General features: G+C 43.9%; 15 protein-coding genes. 1 reads left to right on the top strand and 14 read right to left on the bottom strand.

What is annotated here, in order from left to right:
* Positions 1–52: 52 nt before the first annotated feature.
* Positions 53–2,731, bottom strand: coding sequence for a calcium-translocating P-type ATPase, SERCA-type (locus tag ACYP5M_RS21605; RefSeq protein ID WP_459735541.1), 2,679 nt, complete (start codon positions 2,729–2,731; stop codon positions 53–55).
* The gene (locus tag ACYP5M_RS21610) at positions 2,731–2,859 is read right to left on the bottom strand and encodes a hypothetical protein (RefSeq protein ID WP_260357047.1); all 129 of its coding nucleotides are present in this window, start codon (positions 2,857–2,859) and stop codon (positions 2,731–2,733) included. The genes ACYP5M_RS21605 and ACYP5M_RS21610 overlap by 1 nt, the downstream gene beginning before the upstream one ends.
* A gap of 293 nt (positions 2,860–3,152) precedes the next feature.
* On the opposite strand from ACYP5M_RS21610, the gene ACYP5M_RS21615 reads away from it, so the two are divergent.
* On the top strand, positions 3,153–4,874 hold the full coding sequence (locus tag ACYP5M_RS21615) for an Rqc2 family fibronectin-binding protein (RefSeq protein WP_434169052.1): 1,722 nt from the start codon (positions 3,153–3,155) through the stop codon (positions 4,872–4,874).
* A gap of 46 nt (positions 4,875–4,920) precedes the next feature.
* Here the strand turns inward: ACYP5M_RS21615 and pyrE are convergent, their stop codons facing one another.
* The 12 genes from pyrE to lspA form a co-directional block, all read right to left on the bottom strand.
* Entirely contained in the window at positions 4,921–5,556 is a 636-nt protein-coding gene (pyrE, locus tag ACYP5M_RS21620) for an orotate phosphoribosyltransferase (protein ID WP_434169051.1), read from the bottom strand.
* Positions 5,550–6,266: an orotidine-5'-phosphate decarboxylase gene (gene pyrF / locus ACYP5M_RS21625; protein ID WP_434169050.1), complete on the bottom strand. Its 717-nt coding sequence runs from the start codon at positions 6,264–6,266 to the stop codon at positions 5,550–5,552. The genes pyrE and pyrF overlap by 7 nt, the downstream gene beginning before the upstream one ends.
* Complete coding sequence (locus ACYP5M_RS21630; RefSeq protein ID WP_101224602.1) at positions 6,238–7,179, bottom strand: dihydroorotate dehydrogenase; 942 nt, start codon at positions 7,177–7,179, stop codon at positions 6,238–6,240. Before ACYP5M_RS21630 ends, pyrF begins: the two co-directional genes overlap by 29 nt.
* Complete coding sequence (locus ACYP5M_RS21635) at positions 7,176–7,955, bottom strand: dihydroorotate dehydrogenase electron transfer subunit (RefSeq protein ID WP_101224601.1); 780 nt, start codon at positions 7,953–7,955, stop codon at positions 7,176–7,178. Before ACYP5M_RS21635 ends, ACYP5M_RS21630 begins: the two co-directional genes overlap by 4 nt.
* The gene (gene carB, locus ACYP5M_RS21640) at positions 7,952–11,158 is read right to left on the bottom strand and encodes a carbamoyl-phosphate synthase large subunit (RefSeq protein WP_434169049.1); all 3,207 of its coding nucleotides are present in this window, start codon (positions 11,156–11,158) and stop codon (positions 7,952–7,954) included. Before carB ends, ACYP5M_RS21635 begins: the two co-directional genes overlap by 4 nt.
* Positions 11,137–12,243 (bottom strand): carbamoyl phosphate synthase small subunit, encoded by a 1,107-nt coding sequence (locus tag ACYP5M_RS21645; RefSeq protein ID WP_459735509.1) that lies wholly within the window; start codon positions 12,241–12,243, stop codon positions 11,137–11,139. Before ACYP5M_RS21645 ends, carB begins: the two co-directional genes overlap by 22 nt.
* Entirely contained in the window at positions 12,240–13,526 is a 1,287-nt protein-coding gene (locus tag ACYP5M_RS21650) for a dihydroorotase (protein ID WP_230177546.1), read from the bottom strand. Before ACYP5M_RS21650 ends, ACYP5M_RS21645 begins: the two co-directional genes overlap by 4 nt.
* Positions 13,489–14,424 carry an aspartate carbamoyltransferase catalytic subunit gene (locus ACYP5M_RS21655; RefSeq protein ID WP_101224736.1) on the bottom strand — a complete coding sequence of 312 codons (936 nt, stop codon included), beginning with the start codon at positions 14,422–14,424 and terminating at the stop codon, positions 13,489–13,491. Before ACYP5M_RS21655 ends, ACYP5M_RS21650 begins: the two co-directional genes overlap by 38 nt.
* 194 nt (positions 14,425–14,618) lie before the next feature.
* A complete protein-coding gene (locus tag ACYP5M_RS21660) occupies positions 14,619–15,908 on the bottom strand; it encodes a solute carrier family 23 protein (RefSeq protein ID WP_101224597.1) in 1,290 nt (429 codons plus the stop codon).
* A 177-nt stretch (positions 15,909–16,085) separates the two neighbouring features.
* Positions 16,086–16,628 carry a bifunctional pyr operon transcriptional regulator/uracil phosphoribosyltransferase PyrR gene (pyrR, locus tag ACYP5M_RS21665; RefSeq protein ID WP_434169636.1) on the bottom strand — a complete coding sequence of 181 codons (543 nt, stop codon included), beginning with the start codon at positions 16,626–16,628 and terminating at the stop codon, positions 16,086–16,088.
* 196 nt (positions 16,629–16,824) lie between these two features.
* Complete coding sequence (locus tag ACYP5M_RS21670; protein WP_402941751.1) at positions 16,825–17,742, bottom strand: RluA family pseudouridine synthase; 918 nt, start codon at positions 17,740–17,742, stop codon at positions 16,825–16,827.
* Positions 17,735–18,205, bottom strand: a complete 471-nt coding sequence (lspA, locus tag ACYP5M_RS21675) for a signal peptidase II (RefSeq protein WP_101224594.1) — start codon at positions 18,203–18,205, stop codon at positions 17,735–17,737. Before lspA ends, ACYP5M_RS21670 begins: the two co-directional genes overlap by 8 nt.
* Between the last annotated feature and the right edge of the window lie 80 nt (positions 18,206–18,285).

An 18,285-nucleotide genomic window follows, 5' to 3' on the forward strand; every position in this document is an offset into this window, starting at 1 on the left:
AATAAAAAGGCAATAGAGCAAGACTCTACCACCTTAAAGATTATATCATATATCATTGTGCTTTTCTTGCTAAAAAGGTTCCAGCCAGTAAAAAAGTTGGAATGGATGCCATTCCTATTACTAATAGCCAATCCCTTCCCGAAATCGGTACCGTATGAAAGATTGTTTGTAAAGGCTGCACATACATGACGGCTACCATCAATAATAGGGAGGATAATACCGCCCCCACTAGATAAAGGTTACCGAATGGATTTCTCGAGAAGATCGAACGTTCACTTCGGCAATCGAATACATGTATAAGCTGAGCCAATACCAAGGTAGCGAACGCAATCGTTTGTGCATATGCAAGGTTTTCGGGATTTGCACGATATACAACATAAAATGCGATCAATGTTGAAATCCCGATCAGAAAACCGCGTGAAATGATCTTCCAGCCAAGCCCTCTTCCAAAAACACCTTCATTGGCATTTCTTGGATTTCTTTTCATTACATCTTCTTCGGCGGCATCCAGACCCAACGCCATCGCGGGCAGTCCGTCAGTCACAAGGTTCACGAATAAGATCTGGATTGGTATCAAAGGTAAAGGCAATGCACATAGCATCGCAAAAAACATGACCAAGATCTCCCCCACATTGGAAGCAAGCAGATAACGGATGAACTTCCTGATGTTTTCATAAATATTCCTGCCTTCTTTGATGGCCGATTTAATTGTAGCAAAATTATCATCAACCAATATCAAGGAAGAAGCTTCCTTCGCGACATCAGTACCCGTGATGCCCATGGATATACCAATATCCGCTGATTTTATTGCAGGGGCATCATTGACTCCATCCCCTGTCATTGCAACGACATGTCCTTTATTTTGCAAGGCTTTTACGATTTTCAACTTATGTTCCGGGGAAACGCGGGCAAATACCGAAACACTTTCAACAACTTCCTCAAGTTCCCCGACATCCATGTCCGCCAATTGCCGTCCTTCAAGTACACGGTCTTTTCCTTTTAAAATACCAAGTTCTTTAGCTATTGCCTTTGCGGTTATTACATGGTCGCCAGTAATCATGACAGTTTTGATCCCGGCATCCCTGCATTCCTTAACAGCCTGCTTCACCTCCGGACGCGGGGGATCGATCATGCCCTGCAGCCCCATGAAGGTCAAATTGCGCTCAGCTTCGGTTTCATGAAGCAAAATCGTTCCTTTCGGAAGGGGTTTATATCCAACGGCAATCATTCGAAGTGCCTGTGAGGCAAGCTCATTCATATCCTGCTGTACCCTTTCCTTACTCTCCCGATTTAATATTTCCGACCTGCCTTCCCAAAGAATCGTATCGGACTGGGCGATCAATACGTCAGGGGCCCCTTTTGCAATTACAAAATGATTATCCTTATCATCCTTCACTATGACACTCATCATTTTGCGGCTCGAGTCAAATGGAAACTCCTTCACTATCGTAAACCCCTTAGACAGGTGTTCCCTTGTCAACCCTGCTTTCATTGCCGCGACCAACATCGCCCCTTCTGTCGGATCACCGTCTAAAATATATTGTTTACCATTCTCCTTTAACTCAGCTTTGTTACAGAGCATGCCGAATGTAATTATTTGCAGCAATGCATTATGGTTTCTCGGGGCAACTGAAACTCCCTCTAAAGAAAACTCTCCGACAGGTTTATAACCAGTACCGCTGACATCCCAAGTTTTCCCTCCACTCCAAACCTTCGTCACCGTCATTTTGTTTTGGGTCAGTGTTCCTGTCTTATCTGAGCAAATCACCGTTGCGCAGCCTAGCGTTTCTACAGCAGGAAGCTTGCGGACAATCGCTTTTTGTTTGATCATACGCTGAACGCCTAAAGACAAGGCTACGGTCACAATGGCTGGCAAGCCTTCGGGAATCGCTGCAACAGCCAATGATACCCCGGCCAAAAACATCGTATAGAGGTCATGCCCTTGAATGACACCAGTCAGGACTACAATTACAGTTAATATTAAAGCCGTGAAGATCAAAATTTTGCCTAACTGCTCCAACCTCCGCTGAAGCGGTGTTTCTTTTGTTTCTGCAGTCTGCAGGAGATCCGCAATCTTGCCCATCGCCGTATTCATACCCGTAGCGGTTACGATTCCGACTCCATTTCCTCTTGTCACCATCGTTCCCATAAAAGCCATATTTTCCTGATCACCGATACCTTCGACTTCATTCATCAATGGATCGGAACATTTAACGGCCGGGAGTGACTCTCCGGTAAGTGCAGACTCTTCTATTTCAAGGCTTGAATGGTCGACGATCCGTAAATCGGCACCAATTCGGTCACCGCTCGAAAACTTCAGGATATCCCCCACAACGACTTCCTTCGATGGGATCTTCAGCCACTGTCCATCTCGAAGCACGTTAACCTGCGGCGCTGCCATTTCCTTTAGGGCATCCAAGGATTTTTCTGCCTTCCGTTCTTGAAAAAAACCAAGTAATCCATTCAAAAAAACAATCGCCATGATGGCAATCGCATCGATATATTCACCCAATATCCCGGAGACCAATGTCGCGGCAAGTAAAACGATGACCATGAAATCTTTGAATTGGGCGAAGAATAAAAGTATGGCAGACTGTTTTTCCCCTTCCTTCAATTCGTTATAGCCATGCTTTCGCAGCCTGTCCTTTACTTCATCATCGTCCAAACCGTGTGTAACGTTTGTTTGAAGCGCTTTCTCCATTTCTTGATTATTCATTTCCTTGAACTCCATCAAGTATCACACATCCCTTTGAATAGAATGAAATAGGCTCCTGTATACATCTCAACAGGCGCTTTTTGCTTTACCCATCCAACACCTGCCTGCTTACCGATACATAAAACAACCTGCTCTTCTTCCATGATTATTCAGACTCGTCCAAAATAATGCTATAATTAAACAGAATTGCGGAAAGAAGAACGATGCGGATAATTTAATGAATGAACGAAAGCTAATCATGATGGATGGTCTAATTTAGGATTTATCTCAGGAACCTATAAAAATAGCATCCATTCAATATTCCCGAACGGCAGCTACAGCTTTCCACCCAGTTCGCTTAAATTTGTGATTAGCTAAAATGGGCAGTCCAATGCACTGATAACGCTTAGCAAAATGAGTATCTTAGAAAATCTTATGTAAAGGAAGTAAAAATAGAATGTCATTTGATGGATTATTTACGAAAGCGATGACGGAAGAAATCGCTTCTATATTAAAAGGTGGACGAATCAATAAGGTACATCAGCCTTATAAAAATGAAGTAATACTGGTTGTTCGTGCTGGAGGTAAGAACCATAAGCTCTTATTGTCAGCCCACCCAAGTTATTCGAGGGTGCAAATGACCGAAGAAAGCTATGAAAACCCCAAGGAAGCACCCATGTTCTGCATGCTTCTTAGGAAGCACCTCGAAGGCTACACGATAGAAAATATTTATCAATATGAACTTGATAGAATGATCATTTTTGAAGTGAAGGGCCGCAATGAGCTTGGTGATGTCTCCCAAAAGCAGTTAATCATCGAAATCATGGGACGTCACAGCAACATTGTTTTAGTTGATAAAGAACGGAATATGATTTTGGACAGCATTAAGCATGTTTCACATGCAGTTAACAGTTATCGGGCGATACTGCCTGGCCAAGAATATAAGGCTCCACCAGCACAAGAAAAGAATAATCCCTTTGATGCTACGGAGGACGGTATCAGGAAGAATATCGACTTCAATGCAGGAAAGCTGGATCGACAGCTTGTTGCCCATTTTTCCGGAGTTTCACCATTAGTTGCAAAGGAAGCCGTCTACCGGGCTGGGCTTGCCAACAGCACGACCCTTCCTTCAGCATTTTTAAGTATTATCCAGGAAATCTCGGAGCAAAAATATGCCGCAACGATCAAACAAGATGGAAATAAAGAAGTTTTTTATATGCTTTCACTAGAGCATCTGACTGGCAATCAACGTACGTTTCCTTCATTGAGCGAGATGCTCGACCGCTATTACTTCGGAAAGGCAGAAAGAGATCGGGTTAAGCAAAAGAGCCAGGATGTAGAACGTTTCATTACGAATGAAATCGAAAAGAACACAAAAAAAATCGGGAAGCTCGAACGTACATTAAAAGATACGGAACGCGGGGAACAGTATCAGTTGTTCGGTGAGCTGCTTACAGCTAATCTATATCAAATGAAAAAAGGCATGAAGGAAATAGAAGTCGTCAATTATTATGATGAAGATCAAAATATGGTCACCATCCCGCTTGACCCTTTAAAAAATCCATCAGATAATGCACAGAAGTACTTCTCCAGATACCAAAAGTCCAAAAATGCAGTCGGAGTAGTGCAAGAACAAATCGAAAAAACAAAATTGGAATTGGCCTATTTTGAAGCCTTGCACCAGCAGCTTCAATCAGCGTCACCCAGAGATATAGAGGAAATTCGCGAAGAACTTCAAGAAGAAGGATACATTCGGCAAAAAAAGAAAAAAGGCATGAAAAAGCCTGCAAATGCAAAACCGCAGCTTGAAACATATTATGCTACAGATGGAGATCTGATTTTTGTCGGGAAGAATAATAAACAAAATGATTACCTAACCAATAAGTTTGCACGCCGTGATGAAATATGGCTTCATACCAAAGATATACCTGGCTCACATGTTGTCATTCGAAATGAATCGCCAAGTGAAGAAACGATAAAAGAGGCAGCCGTATTAGCAGCTTTCTTCAGTAAAGCCAAGCAATCGAGTTCAGTGCCCGTTGACTTCACACAAGTTCGCCATGTTAAGAAACCGAATGGTTCCAAGCCCGGGTTCGTGATCTATGAGCAGCAGCAGACCGTATATATTACACCTGATGCCGATACCGTCATACGCTTAAAGGAAGCGGTAAAGGAGTAAAAAAATAGAGTTGGCCCAATCCTCCGTGATTGGGTCAACTCTATTTTCATGCTGAAATCCAAGCTGTATCAGCCGGATTCTCGCGCCATTTTTTTAGCTTTTCCAATTCATCTGCCGTGATGTACCCTTTTTCATTAGCGACTTTTATCAAAGTCGAGTAGTCACTCAACGAATGGTTAATAATGCCCTCAGCATCGAATTTTTCTTTTCCCTTTTCCAATTCATAAGTAAAGATCGAAACGACTCCTAGAACATCACAGCCTGCTTCCTTCAGCGCGTTAACAGCAGTTATTACACTTCCGCCGGTTGAAATCAAGTCTTCCACAACCACCACTTTTTGTCCTGGAACAGCACGGCCTTCGATTTGATTGCCCTTTCCGTGCTCCTTGGCTTTGGATCGAACATAGCACATCGGTGCATTTAATTTTTCACTTACCCAAGCTGCATGCGGAATGCCGGCAGTTGCTGTTCCTGCAATTAGTTCAGCCTCAGGGAAGTGCTGTTCAATCAATCCTTTCAATCCTTCCGCTATTTCATTACGAACCTCTGGGTACGAAAGGGTTAAACGGTTGTCACAATAAATGGGTGATTGAATTCCAGATGCCCAAGTAAATGGGTCATTCGGCTGTAGGTACACTGCTTTTATTTTCAAAAGATGTTCAGCTATCTTATTATTTAACATGATATTCCCTCCCAAGCTGCTTTCATATCCAAATACGCCCTTAATGGATCTTCCGCTCCCGTTATGGCTCTTCCTACAACGATGGCATCGGCTCCAAATTCCCTAGCCTGTTCAGGCGTGGCAATTCTCTTTTGATCATGCGTCTGTCCTCCTGCATTTCGGATTCCAGGTGTGACCGTTAAAAATTCATGTCCGATGCGTTCATGTATGGTCTTTACTTCATGGGTGGAACAGACGACTCCATCCAACCCTGCCTGTTTAGTAAGTTTTGCATAATGGAGGACCGAATCCTCCAGAGATCCGGCAATGTTTTGCTCAACATTCATTTGTTCTTGTGACGTGCTCGTCAGTTGGGTAACCCCTATGCATAATGGACGCTTTTTACCAGCGGACGTTCCCTTATCCAGGCCTTCGATGGCTGCTTCCATCATTTTTTGGCCACCCGCCGCATGTACATTGACCATGTCGGCACCTAAAGTTGCCAATCCTGTCATGGCCATTTTGACCGTATTTGGAATATCATGAAGCTTCAAGTCCAAAAACACATCGTGACCTTGCTCTTTTACGAAAGAGATTATTGATGGTCCATTCTGATAAAATAATTCCATCCCCACTTTTACAGCCAGTTTTTCCGAGTGGAACTGTTTTAGGAATTTCTCCGTTTGAATGAAGTCAGGGAAATCAAGAGCGATAATTAGTGACTGTTTCATTCTGCTTCCAGCTCCTTCCGGTACATTCTGAAATATGGTCAAATCCCAGCTCATCCAACAATTTCGGCAATTCTTCAATGATGGTCGGGCAAACAAAGGGATCCACGAAGTTCGCGGTTCCTACCGCAACAGCACTGGCACCCGCATAGAAAAATTCAATGACGTCTTCCGCTGTAGCGATGCCGCCCATTCCGATTATTGGAATCGACACTTGCTGGCTTACCTCATAAATCATCCGGAGCGCAACTGGTTTTATTGCAGGACCAGATAAACCTCCCGTTCTGTTCGATAGAATCGGTTTACCAGTCTTTAAATCCAACCGCATGCCGACTAATGTATTTATCATTGTCAGCCCGTCGGCCCCGCCTTCTTCTACAGCTTTGGCCATTTCCACAATATCACTGACATTCGGTGAAAGCTTCACATATACAGGAACGGAAGATACTTCCTTGACCGCCTTTGTTACCTCTTTGGCAACTTCCGGTACCGTACCGAAAGCTATGCCTCCTTCTTTTACATTCGGACAAGAGATATTCAATTCAAGTGCTTTTACATTCCCTACCTTGCTTATTTCCCTGGCAACCTTTACATAGTCAGCTATTTGAGAACCTGCAACGTTGGCGATGATGGGAACATCATACCCACCTAGCCAGGCCAGTTCTTCACTGATGACCTTTTCTAAACCTGGATTCTGCAGACCGATGGCGTTCAGCATTCCCGAAGAGGTTTCCGCAACACGCGGAGTAGGGTTACCGAACCTCGGCTCAGGAGTGGTCGCTTTGATCATGATCGCCCCAAGAATATCCAAGTCGAAAAATTGACTGTATTCACGGCCAAATCCAAAGCATCCAGATGCTGGCATGACTGGGTTTTTCAAATGTAATCCTGGTAATTCAACTGAAAGCCTGCTCATAGTACCACCTCTCCTGCCCGGAACACGGGTCCATCGCTGCATACCTTTTTATAACTGAAACCAGTTGGATCATCCCCTGTATGACACACGCAGGCAAAGCATGCACCGATGCCGCAGCCCATCCTTTCCTCAAGGGACAGGTAAAGCTTTTTCTCACGATAGCCCGCTTCCAACGCTCTTAACATTGGTGTAGGCCCGCAGGAAAAGATTGTTGCAAACTCTTGCTCAAGGTTGTCTATTACAGTCGTAACAAATCCTTTTGTCCCATATGAACCATCCACAGTGGCTATATGGGTATCACCTAATTCACTGAATTCTTTTTCGTAAAAGATGGCGGACTTGGTCTGGAAGCCCAATACATGGATTACATTTACACCTTTCGCAACCAACATCTGTGATAGTTGATACAGGGGCGGGACACCAATCCCGCCGCCAACCAATAATGCCGTTTCTCCCTTTTTGGCCTCATGAACGGGAAATCCGTTGCCAAGCGGTCCAAGAATATCGACCGCTTCCGCCTCTTTACGCTGTGATAACAGCGTCGTCCCTTTCCCTTCAGCCCGGTATATCATCGTGAACTGTTTTTCACTGCTGTTGTAAGAAGAAATTGAAATCGGGCGTCTTAACAATGGCTCAGTGCCTTCAGTTGTCTTGACTTGGACAAACTGGCCTGGTTGCTTCATCTCTGAAACCAATTCACCTTGCAGGGTAAGTTCAAAGATGGATGGGGCCAGCTCCTTATGATTTAACACCTTCATTCTTTCCTTCTTGATCATATATAGCTCACCTCACGACTTTTTTCCGTTTTTCCCATTGCTTCTGCCGAGAAGGTCATGGATTCTATCACTCTTAAAATAGCTTCTGCCGTATCAAGTGATGTTAAGCATGTCACTCCATTTTCAACCGATTCACGTCGGATTCTGAAACCATCCCGGGCCGGCTGCTTGCCTTTTGTCAAAGTATTTATGACAAATTGCGCTTCCCCGTTCCGGATAACATCCAGCAGGTTTGTACCTTCTTCGCCAATTTTACCGACAATCGCAGTCGGGATGCCCGATTGCTGCAATAGGGCCGCAGTTCCACTGGTGGCTATCAGCTTGAAACCGATATTATGGAAACGTCTTGCTAAAAGTAGCGCTTCTTGCTTATCTTTGTCCGATATCGTCAATAACACCGAGCCATGCCCCTTAATTTTGAAGCCGGAAGCGACCAACCCTTTATATAAAGCCTTTTCGAGGGTGCTATCTTTCCCCATTACTTCACCAGTCGATTTCATTTCAGGTCCGAGAGAAATGTCCACGCCTCTTAATTTTGCAAAAGAGAAGACCGGCACTTTCACAAAGACCCCAGTTTGTTCTGGCACTAACCCAGATTTGTAACCTTGGCTTTCTAGTGTGTGGCCCAAGATGACCTTCGTGGCTAAGTTAGCCATCGGCACATTCGTAATTTTACTTAAGAATGGAACGGTCCGGCTCGAACGTGGATTTACTTCAATTACATACACTTCTTCATTGCTGATGACATATTGAATGTTCAAGAGACCAATTATATTCAAGCCTTTTGCCAATCGGGTCGTATAGTCGATGATTACTTCTTTTTGTTTTTCCGTTAAATTTTGCGGCGGATAAACTGCAATCGAATCACCTGAATGGACGCCGGCACGTTCGATATGCTCCATGATCCCAGGGATAACCACCGTTTCACCATCGGAAATACCATCGACTTCTATTTCCTTACCCGTTAAGTAGCGGTCTATCAGGACAGGATGATCCGGATTTATTTTCACGGCATTTTTCATGTAATGCAGCAATTCTTCTTGTTTATAGACGATTTCCATCGCTCTTCCTCCGAGAACATACGATGGCCTTACTAAAACAGGGTAACCAATATCTTCAGCGATGACGATCGCTTCATCAACCGATGTTGCGGTTTTACCCTTTGGCTGAGGAATGCCTAAATCCTTCAGTGCTTTTTCAAATTTATTGCGATTTTCCGCCCTATCCAGGTCTTCAAGTGAAGTACCAAGGATTTTCACTCCTCTTTCAACAAGACCATCTGCAAGGTTGATTGCTGTCTGTCCGCCAAACTGGACGATGACGCCTTCCGGTTTTTCCAAATCGATGACATGCATGACATCTTCAATAGTCAATGGTTCGAAATAAAGTTTGTCGGAGATACTGAAATCCGTCGAAACTGTTTCTGGATTGTTGTTGATGATAATCGCTTCATATCCCGCTTCTTTAATGGCCCATACCGAATGTACGGTCGCATAATCAAACTCTACTCCTTGCCCGATCCGAATTGGACCTGATCCCAGGACAATGACACTTTTCTTGTCGGTCACGATGGATTCATTCTCATCTTCATATGTCCCATAAAAATACGGTGTTTCCGATTCGAATTCGGCAGCACATGTATCAACCATTTTGTAAACAGGGATGATTCCTTGCTGTTTCCGGTACTCATAGACGTCAATTTCGGGAACTTCCCATATTTCCGCGATCGTTTTGTCAGAAAATCCTAGTTCTTTAGCCTTTTGCAATACTTCACAATCAAATGAATGTTCTTTAAGCTGCTTTTCAAAGTCGATTATCTTTTTCAACTTATGCAAGAAGAATAAATCGATCTGGCTCCATTCGTGGATCGTTTCGATCGTTTTGCCCCTTCTTAAAGCTTCACCGATATAGAATAACCGTTCATCTCCGGCTTTTCGGATCCTTTTCTCTATTTTTCCATCCTCAAACTCGTCATTCAAGTTAAGATGGTATATACCCGCTTCAAGGGAACGGACAGCTTTTAAGATGGATTCCTCGAATGTACGGCCGATTGCCATGACTTCTCCGGTCGCTTTCATTTGGGTCCCGAGTCTACGGTTGGCGCTTTCGAACTTATCGAAAGGCCAGCGCGGAATTTTCGTAACGACATAGTCCAGTGCCGGTTCAAAGCTGGCATAGGTTTTGCCAGTGACAGGGTTCATCATTTCATCAAGTGTCAAACCAACGGCTATCTTTGCTGCCAGCTTTGCAATTGGATACCCAGTCGCTTTTGAAGCAAGTGCCGAAGAACGGCTGACCCTTGGGTTCACTTCAATGACATAATATTGATAGCTGTTTGGATCTAGCGCAAGCTGAACATTACATCCACCTTCAATTTTCAAAGCGCGGATAATCTTCAAAGAAGTATTCCGAAGCATTTGATACTCTCTGTCACTTAATGTTTGGCTTGGTGCCGCAACTATTGAATCGCCAGTATGGACACCGACAGGATCGAAGTTTTCCATATTACAAACGACTATTGCATTATCATTGGAATCACGCATCACTTCATATTCCACTTCTTTGAAACCGGCAATGCTCTTCTCAAGCAGACATTGGTGAACCGGGCTGCTTTTCAGGCCACCCTCAACGATCTCGATAAGCTGCTCTTCGTTATCACAAATCCCACCGCCTGTTCCGCCAAGCGTGAAGGCTGGACGAACAATAACCGGATAGCCGACTCGTTCAACGAATGTATAAGCTTCTTCCAAGTTATGAATAATGTCGCTGTCAGGCACTGGTTCCCCAAGATCGTTCATTAGCGTACGGAAAAGGTCACGGTCTTCCGCTTGTTGGATAGCCGAAAGTTTGGTACCAAGAATCTGTACATTGCATTCTTCCAAGATTCCTGATTCGGCAAGCTCAACGGCCATGTTCAAGCCAGTCTGTCCGCCCAAGGTAGGTAACAGTGCATCCGGGCGCTCTTTACGAATGATTTTGCTGACAAATTCCAATGTGATCGGTTCAATATAAACCGCGTCAGCCATTTCAGTGTCTGTCATGATTGTAGCAGGGTTAGAGTTAATCAGGATCACTCGATAACCTTCTTCTTTTAAGGCTATACACGCTTGGGTTCCTGCATAATCGAACTCGGCGGCCTGTCCGATGACGATCGGACCGGAACCAATTACTAGGATGCTTTTTATATCAGTGCGTTTTGGCATGTTTTTTCCCCCTTGTTGGTTGCAGCTTCAATCATTTGTAAGAATTCATTGAATAAGTAGTTGGCATCTTCCGGACCTGGTGATGCTTCCGGGTGATATTGCACGGTGAAAGCAGGATACTTTTTATGGCGCAGTCCTTCAATCGTATCGTCATTCAATGCTGTATGTGTCACAATAAGATCTGTACTTTCTACGGAAAGCTCTTCAACTGTATATCCATGATTTTGAGATGTGATGGATACTTTTCCGGTACGAAGGTCCCTGACCGGATGATTCGAACCTCGATGGCCGAATTTTAATTTTGCTGTATCCGCCCCGTTTGCAAGTGCGAATAATTGATGTCCTAAACAGATTCCGAATAACGGCACTTGCGTTTGGATTGTCCGGATCATTTCGAGCGTCTCATGAACACTTTTCGGATCTCCAGGACCGTTTGAAAGCATCACGCCATCCGGATGATATTGCATCACTTCTTCGGCCGTGACGTTATAAGGCACAACCACGACATCACAGCCGCGCTTCGTCAACTCACGTAAAATCCCATGCTTCATGCCGTAATCTACAAGAACTACCCGCGGGCCTCTGCCCGGGCTGGAATAAGGTGCTTTTGTTGAAACCTGTTTTACCTGATTAGAAGGAATCACCGTTGCTTTCAATTGGGAAACCACTTCATTTGCATCTTTATTGATATTGCAAAGTGCCCCTTTAAGTGCACCTGATTTCCTGATGATTCTTGTCAGCTTTCTCGTATCGATTCCGCTAATTCCAGGTATGTTCTTCATTTTCAAATATTCATCTAGTGATAATTGGTTTCGCCAGTTGGAAGGATGTTCTGCTGTTTCCTTAACGACGAATCCTGCTATGGCTGGATTGATGGATTCAAAGTCATCCCGGTTTATACCGTAGTTCCCGATTAATGGATACGTAAGTGTAACGATTTGACCGCAATACGATGGATCGGATAGAATCTCTTGGTATCCCGTCATTCCTGTGTTAAAAACGACTTCACCTATTTTTTCTACGTCCCCTCCGAATGCTTCCCCAAGGAATACTGTCCCATCTTCTAAAATTAGCTGTCTTTTCATCCTTGAACACGTCCTTTTTCCCAAGCTATTTTTCCTTGTGCAATCGTCATGACTGGCCAGCCATAACATTTCTTTTCATTAAAAGGTGTATTTTTCCCTTTTGAAGCAAACTCTTCAGCATTGATTTCTTTTTCCGTTTCCAAATCGATGAGTACGATATCCGCAGTAGCACCTTCTTTTAGCTCTCCATAAGGAAGGGAGAAACTTTCAGATGGTTTGATTGTCATGAAATCGATCAATTGCTTTAATGTTATGATGCCCTTTTTAACCAATTCGGTGTAAAGCAGCGGGAAGGCGGTTTCCAATCCTACTATTCCGAAAGGAGCCAGCTGCATTCCCTGCGCCTTTTCCTCTGCCGTATGCGGGGCATGGTCTGTTGCTATAAAATCGATGGTTCCGTCAAGCAGTCCTTCAATCAACGCGTCCCGATCTTCACGGCCCCTTAATGGCGGGTTCATTTTATAATTCGCATCAAGTCCCGGTATATCATCTTCACACAATAATAAGTGATGCGGTGTAACTTCGGCTGTAACTCGGATACCTGCACGTTTTGCATCCCTTACCGTCCTTACCGATTCCTTAGTGGATATATGGCACACGTGATAATGGCAGTTAGCCGCTTCGGCAAGAAGGATATCCCGGGCGATATGTACCGCTTCACATGCCGACGGAATTCCATTGATTCCCTGTTCTTTTGAGAATCTTCCTTCATGGACGGAGCCTTTATTGATTAAGCTATTGTCTTCACAATGAGCTACTATGGCCATATCTTGAGCGGCTGCCCGTTTCATCGCTTCCAGCATCATCCCGGCTTCTTGAATTCCTACGCCGTCGTCCGTAAAGGCGAAAGCACCCGTTTGTTTTAATGAAGCAAAGTCGGTCAGCTCCTTGCCTGCTTCCCTTATCGTAATGGATGCATATGGGAGTACCCTGACATGAGCCGTTTCTTCAATCTTCCTGTTAAGCGCCTCAAGGTTCTCCACTGTATCAGGAACTGGCCTTGTATTCGGCATCGCCGCTACCGTAGTGAAACCACCTCTTGCCGCTGCAAGCGTCCCGCTTGCGATCGTTTCTTTATGTTCACCGCCAGGTTCGCGTAAATGGACATGCAGGTCAACGAATCCTGATGTAATAAGTAACCCTTCAGCGTCAACTACCTTACAATTTTCCGTTGCCAGGTTTTCGCCGATTTTTGTGATGACCTTGCCTTCCATTTCAATGTCCGCTTTTTTGAATGAGTTTTGATTATCTAGCAATACTCCATTTTTGATTACTGTTTTCATGAGTGTTTCCCCCTTCGGATTGTTCAAGCACATTTTTTAATACGGCCATTCTAATGAACACGCCATTCTCCATTTGTTTAAAAATTCTTGAGCGGCTGCATTCGACTAAATCACTGTCTATTTCAACACCGCGGTTTATTGGTGCAGGATGCATGATGATCGCACCCGGTTTCATATTTTCTTCACGTTGTTTGGTCAGGCCGAAACTTTCCAGATAATCACCATTTGCCTGATCGTATTTTTCAATATGCCTTTCATGCTGTATTCTGAGCAGCATGACCACATCCGAGGTAGCTACCGCATGATCGATGTCCTCATACCTCCCTAAACTGTTTGTTCTGTCAAACCATTCAGGCGGGCCCGAAAATACGACATTCGCTCCTAAGCGGGTCAATGCTTCTGCATTCGATTTCGCAACCCGACTATGCCTCACATCACCAATTATGGCAATCTTCAGACCTTTGAAACTTTTAAACTCTTGTTTTATCGTCAATAGGTCCAGTAATGATTGGGTTGGATGATTTCCGCAGCCATCCCCTGCATTGATTATTGGAATCCCGATCTTCTCATTCAATTCGTCAAAATAATTATCCTGTTCATGACGGATGATCAAGGCATTTACACCTATTGCTTCTAGTGTTTTAACAGTATCATATAAGGTTTCACCTTTTAACACGGAGGATGTACCCGCATCAAAAGGAATGACCTCAAGTCCCAATTTTCTTTCAGCCATTTCAAAGCTTGATTTTGTACGTGTACTTGGTTCAAAGAAGAGATTGGCAACTGTGGTCTGCTGCTTTGGATTCCAGCTAGATCCGTTGGCAAAACACTCTGCCTCATGTAAAATTCTTTCAATATCGGTTAAAGTCAATTCATTCATGGTCAATAATTTTTTCATCGAACCTGCTCCTTTCACATTTGTGATGCGGGGCATAAAAAACACCCCGCCATTAAGGACAGGGTGTAGGTCATAAAGAGTGTGAGGTCACGGAATGGTTTACACTTTATCCCGTTCTCATTCTTTACAGCAACACCCTTTTAAGCCTCTCTGGACTTCTTTTAAAAGGTGATTTATTGTTTTGATGCAGTATCTTATTTTTCAAATATATCTCCGGATATTTTTTCACGGTCCGGAAGAATCAAGTTAAGAAGGATTCCGACGATGGCTGAAAGTGCCATTCCGGAAAGCGATACCGTTTCCGATAGTTGTACGAACGCTCCTCCGATTCCTAACACCAGGATGACTGAAGCTATCATCAGGTTTCTTTTCTTGTCAAAATCGACCTTATTATCAATCAGCATCCTTAATCCGCTTGATGCGATGATACCGAAGAGCAAGATGGAAATGCCGCCCATCACCGCGCTGGGTATCGAGCTGATCACTGCTGAAATCTTACCGTTAAAGCCAAAGATGATTGCTGTTAATGCTGCCCCGCCGATGATATACACACTGTACGCCTTTGTCATCGTAAGGACCCCAATATTTTCACCATATGATGTCAGCGGCGGACCACCGATGAAGGAACCAATCATGATTCCTGCTCCATCTCCTAAAATCGAGCGATGCAAACCGGGCTTTTCCAAAAAGTTTCTGCCGACTACTTTGCTCAGAACCATTTGGTGACCAATATGTTCTGATAAAGTTACGATGGCGACGGGTACCATGATGGCAATGACCTCCCATGAGAAGGTTGGTGTATAGGTTACATATGGCAACATGAAGTCAGGCATTTCCCACCATTGTGCCGATTTGATCGGTTCATAATCTATTATTCCTGCAACAGCCGAACAGGCGTAGCCCACTATGATTCCCATTAAAATCGGGATCAAGTTAATGAATCCTTTAAAGAACACGTTACAGATGATGGTTACCGCTAAAGTGATCAGCGCTATAACTATATATGTGACGCTGTATTTATCTTGCGGATCATACATTGCCATGTCCACGGCCGTTCCGGCAAGGCTTAATCCGATTACGATGATGACCGGGCCCACCACAACCGGAGGAAGTATATTCATTAACCAGCGCAATCCGACTTTTTGGATAATCAATGCTACTATCCCATATATGAACCCTGCTGCAAAACAGCCGATCATGGCCGCCTCCGGACCACCTAATGCCTTTGCCGCGATAATCGGCGTAATGAAAGCGAAAGATGACCCGAGATAAGCTGGTATCTGACCTTTGGTTATCAATAAGTATGAAAGTGTGCCCAACCCGCTTGAAACTAGCGCTACCGCTGGGCTTAACCCTACCAAGAATGGCACCAGCACCGTTGCACCGAACATGGCGAACAAATGCTGGATGCTTAACGTAATCCACTGGCCAGCCTTTGGTACGTCCTCAACATCCAGTACGATGTCTCTTTTCGTTTCTTCCATTTCCGTATCCCCCTCATGAAAATTCCATCAAAACTGCAAAAACCCTCTTTGCAGGTATACAAAGAGGGTTTCTCAGAAGGCGAATGCCTATGCATAGGCATAGCTCTCCCGATTGACTCCCCTTTGCCAGCCTCTCTGGACTGTCTTTAAAAGGGTAATATGAAATTTTCATGTTGTTTAGTATTCTAATATAGTAACTTGATCTATTTCATCTACTTCTGTTAATGTAACGGTAATTTTTTCAGATTGGGAAGTCGGAACGTTTTTGCCGACGAAATCCGCTCGAATCGGCAATTCCCTATGTCCCCTATCCACTAATACGGCAAGCTGGATCTGCGAAGGTCTTCCCAAATCCACCAGAGCATCCATTGCCGCTCTAACGGTTCTGCCTGTGAAAAGAACATCATCCACTAAAATCACTTTCTTGTCAGTGATATTGACCGGAATGTCTGAACCTTTTACGATGGGTTCCCCATCATTGGTCTTTTTCGAAAGGTCATCGCGATAAAGTGTAATATCCAGTTCACCCAGTTCTATTTCCTTGCCTTCTATTTGATTGATGCGCTTTGCAAGTCGGTCAGCGAGGAAAATCCCGCGTGTACGTATCCCGATTAAGACGCAATCTTCTATACCCTTATTTTTCTCAATAATTTCATGGGCAATTCTCGTCAAGGCTCTGCTAATGGCCTTCTCATCAAGTACTATGGCTTTCTCATTCAACACGTCGGCCACCCCGATTCCATTTTTCTGATAGGTCAATTTCAACAAAAAATCCTCATGCCAAGAAGGCATGAGGATTTTTTCGCCATGGGCATAATTATCCCATTTTGCGTATCCGTTTCCTTCTCAGTCTCTCTGAACTGTGTTAAAGGTTCTTATTAAGTTGTTATTATAATATATCAGAAAAACGAATTTGTCAATCCTTACTTCTACGCAATTGATTAATTAGATTTTCTAACTCTTCCGGAATCGGAGCTTCGAATTCCATATACTCATTTGTACGAGGGTGAATGAAACCTAGAAGTCCGGCGTGCAATGCTTGTCCATCTAATTTCAGGGTCTTTTTCGGACCATATTTAGGATCACCCGCTAGCGGGAAGCCAATGTATTTCATGTGAACACGAATTTGATGTGTCCTTCCTGTTTCAAGCTGGCATTCCACTAAAGTGAAATCCTTGAAGCGTTCGATGACCCGGAAATGCGTGACAGCATTTTTGGCATTCGAATCTGTTACAGTCATGCTTTGGCGATCTTTTTTATCGCGGCCGATCGGTGCATCGATCGTTCCGAAGTCATGTGGGATCACACCATGAACTACAGCTTGATACTTACGGGTAACCGTTTTGTCCACAAGCTGCTGTACCAGTTTTTCATGTGCCATATCATTTTTGGCAACCATCAATAGACCTGAAGTATCTTTATCGATTCGATGGACGATTCCAGGCCGCATGACACCGTTGATTCCAGAAAGGTCCTTGCAGTGTGCCATCAATCCATTTACAAGCGTACCGGATACATGACCAGGTGCAGGATGGACGACCATACCGCTCGGTTTATTAACCACAAGTACATCTGCATCTTCATAATAGATATCCAAATCCATTTCCTCTGCTACCGCATCCAATTCCTCAAGTTCAGGAATCGTCACTTCGATTGTATCGCCAGGAACAGCTTTGTAATTCGTCTTTATCGCCGTGCCATTTACCAAAACATGATCATCCTTAATCCATTGCTGGACTTGAGTACGTGACCATTCCTCATTCAAAGTGGAAAGAGCCTTATCAATCCTGACTCCTTTTAGTGTTTCATCGATGCTGTATAACCTTTTATCCATTATCTTTCTCCTTAGCGTTTTTTTCTTCTAAAAACATATGAATCACGAGCAGTCCGACACCAATTGAAAGCGCAGCATCAGCAACATTAAATACCGGGAAACTGTAGCTGAAAATATAGGTATGAACGAAATCCACCACTTCCTGACGAACAACACGATCGATGAAATTACCAATCGCACCGCCTAGCATGAGAGCAAGTGCAGCTCCAAGCAAAACGCTTTCCTTCGCCATTTTCTGAATATAATAGACAAGTCCAATAATGACAGCGATGGTGATGATGTAGAAAAACCACATTTGACCTTGTAGAATTCCCCATGCTGCCCCACGATTACGATGCGAGGTGATATATAGAAGGTTTTCAATAATTTCAATGCTTTCTCCGTACTCCATTTTTTTCACAATCATCCATTTTGTCAGCTGATCGAGAGCTATGACCAAAAGGGCAATCAAATAATAAAACACATTTTTTCCCCCAAACTAATCAAATCTTCACTTTTGAATTGTAGCATAAACTAGAAATAATGACTAATCCGAAAAGCAGA

The organism is Peribacillus sp. N1, from assembly GCF_054600815.1.